The organism is Thermomonas sp., from assembly GCF_025993755.1.
GTDB lineage: Bacteria > Pseudomonadota > Gammaproteobacteria > Xanthomonadales > Xanthomonadaceae > Thermomonas.
In genome coordinates, this window is the sequence record NZ_JAMQHN010000015.1 from 1 (window position 1) to 2,799 (window position 2,799).

A 2,799-nucleotide genomic window follows, 5' to 3' on the forward strand; every position below is an offset into this window, starting at 1 on the left:
CAACGCAACAAGCCAACCACCCAGCGCGGCTACTGGGGCGTCATCAACCGCAACATCATCCCTATCATGGGCCGGATGAAGGTGCAGGACGTAAAGCGTCCCGACATCGCGGCACTGATGAAAAAACTGGCCTACAAGCCGGCCGAAGCCAACCGCACCTTCGGAGTGCTGCGCAAGATGTTCAACATGGCAGAGGTATGGGGCCTGCGACCGGATGGCACCAACCCGTGCCGGCACGTTCCGATGTACCCACCTGGCAAGGAAACCCGGCTCATCGTGGACGACGAGCTGGTACTGATCTTCCGCCACTTGGAGAAGCTGGAGGCGGAAGGGCTCGAAAACTATGTCATCCCGCTGGCGATCCGCCTGCAATTCGAGTTCGCCGCGCGACGTTCCGAAATCTGCCCGCTCGAATGGGACTGGCTGGATTTCGAGAAGCGGCGCGTGGTGTGGCCCGACAGCAAGACCGGCGGCATTTCCAAGCCCATGAGCGCGGAAGCCTATCGGCTGCTTTCGACAGCGCCGCGTCGGGAAGGCTGTCCTTACGTTCTGCCATCGCCCAACGACCCGAGCAAGCACCTGACCTTTGGCGAGCATTACAGCGGCTGGAAGCGCGTGCTCAAGGCCGCCGGTGTGCCACATGTCGGCACGCACGGCATCCGCCATCGCTCGACGACCGACATTGCCAATTCTGGCGTGCCGACCAAGGTAGGCATGAAGCTGACGGGCCACAAAACCGTGGCGATGTTCATGCACTACGTTCACACCGAGGACAAGCCGGTGCGCGATGCGGCCGAGCTGGTGGCGAGCCGGCGCCAAGCCATTACGGGCGCTCGCCAGCTGGCCGAGGGGGCGGCATGAACGGGCGCCGGTCATCCGTGGCATCGTCCGCAGTGCCGTCGGCATTGCTGAGTGACATTCGGACACTGATCGAGGCGGCGCGGCAGCGCGCCGCTTCGACGGTGAATAGCGAGTTGACGATGCTCTACTGGCGCATCGGCCAGCGCATCCACACGCAAGTCTTGGAGGGCCGGCGGGCCGACTACGGCGAGGAAGTCGTGTTGACCTTGGCGGCGCAGTTGGTGAAGGAATACGGCAGCAGTTTCGGGGTCAAGAACCTGCGCCGTATGGTGCAGTTCGCCGCCACCTTTCCCGACGAGCAGATTGTCGTATCACTGATACGACAATTGAGCTGGACGCATTTCATCGCCCTCATCCCGCTGAAAGACCCGCTCCAGCGGGACTACTACGCGCAGATGGCAGGCGCCGAACGCTGGAGCGTGCGGACGCTGCGCGAGCGCATCGACTCGATGCTATACGAACGCACGGCCCTATCCAAGAAGCCGGGCGAGACGATCGCGAAGGAGCTGGCCACGATGCGCGATGCGCAGCGCATGTCGCCCGCCCTGGTCATGCGCGACCCGTACATCCTCGACTTCCTGGGATTGCGGGACACCTGGCAGGAAGGCGATCTGGAGGCGGCGATCATCCGCGAAATGGAGTCGTTCTTGCTGGAGCTGGGCGCCGGTTTCAGCTTCGTGGCCCGACAGAAGCGCATCCAGATCGACGACGATGATTTCCACCTTGACCTGCTGTTTTACAACCGCAAGCTGCGGCGGCTGGTAGCGGTGGAGTTGAAGATCGGAGACTTCAAGGCCGCCTACAAGGGGCAGATGGAGCTTTACCTGCGCTGGCTCGACAAGTACGAACGGGAGCCGGAGGAAGCTTCGCCGCTGGGGATCATCCTTTGCACCGGCAAGAAGCGCGAGCAGATCGAGTTGCTGGAATTGGACAAGTCCGGCATCCATGTCGCCGAATACCTGACCAGCTTGCCGCCGCGCGCCGTGTTGGTGGAGCGACTGCAGCAAGCTACCCATCGAGCGCAATTGCGGATCGAGCAGCGCAGGAAGGACAAAGAGTAGTTCCATTCAAAGCATTCGTGCGTCCCGGCGTTCCGCCGTCGGGCTCGCGGGCTTCGCCCCGCGCCTCGTGCCGAGTCGCGGCCATCCGGCTTTGATCCCTGACGCCTTCGGCCCTCGCGGGCCTGCGCGCTCCACTTGCACTGCGGATTGTCGGGCGGAGTGTGGGGCGGTCTTGCTGTTCCCTTCACCGTATCACGGCGTTCTCGCCGTCAAGGGCTGCGCGCGTATAGCGCGCTGGCGTCCTGGCGGCCGGCTTTGCCCCCTGACTGCTTGCGCTGCGCCGTGCTGGCGACGGTTCCGGGCAATTCCGCCCGTGCAACCGGAGATCGTCATGAACGACAAATCGCACGTTTCCCTTGAACAACACGTTTGCCTTGTCTGCGGCGTTCGCTTCGACACCGGCGCCATCCTGCTGGATCGCCGCCTGCGCGCGAGCATGGAGCACCACACGGCCACCGGCTGGGGCCTGTGCGCCGAACACCAGAAGCTGTCCGACGATGGCTTTGTCGCACTCATCGAATGCGATCCGCAGCGCAGCGGCTCGCCGGCGGGCGGTGCGAACGTAAAGCCCGAACAGGCATATCGCACGGGTCGCCTGGCGCACCTGAAACGCGAGGTGTTCGCTCGCGTGTTCAACTTGCCGATCGCAGCCAACCAGCCGTGCGTGTTCGTCGAACCCGGCGTCATTGAGCAGTTGCAGTCGATGGTTGCACCGGCGGCGAACTGATCGCACGCCGACAACCCGGCGCATCGTCCTTCGGGGCGACGCGCCTTTCTTTTGGGTATCCGGAATCTGGTGTGGGTTCTGGCTCCTTGGGTCTTTGTAGCTATCACTTTCAAAGAATGGATTTTGGTGTTGGACGGCTGAGCGGATGTG

At 63.1% G+C, this 2,799-nt stretch carries 3 protein-coding genes; all 3 read left to right on the top strand.

All coding sequences use genetic code 11. The features are described 5' to 3' along the window. A partial coding sequence (locus Q0X16_RS01010; RefSeq protein WP_297829710.1) for a site-specific integrase occupies positions 1-861 on the top strand: 861 nt, incomplete at its 5' end. Further along, positions 858-1,922, top strand: coding sequence for a PDDEXK nuclease domain-containing protein (locus Q0X16_RS01015; RefSeq protein ID WP_074546694.1), 1,065 nt, complete (start codon positions 858-860; stop codon positions 1,920-1,922). The genes Q0X16_RS01010 and Q0X16_RS01015, both read left to right, overlap by 4 nt. Positions 1,923-2,253: 331 nt before the next feature. Beyond that, the gene (locus tag Q0X16_RS01020) at positions 2,254-2,649 is read left to right on the top strand and encodes an ATPase (protein WP_074546695.1); all 396 of its coding nucleotides are present in this window, start codon (positions 2,254-2,256) and stop codon (positions 2,647-2,649) included. The last annotated feature ends 150 nt before the right edge of the window (positions 2,650-2,799 follow it).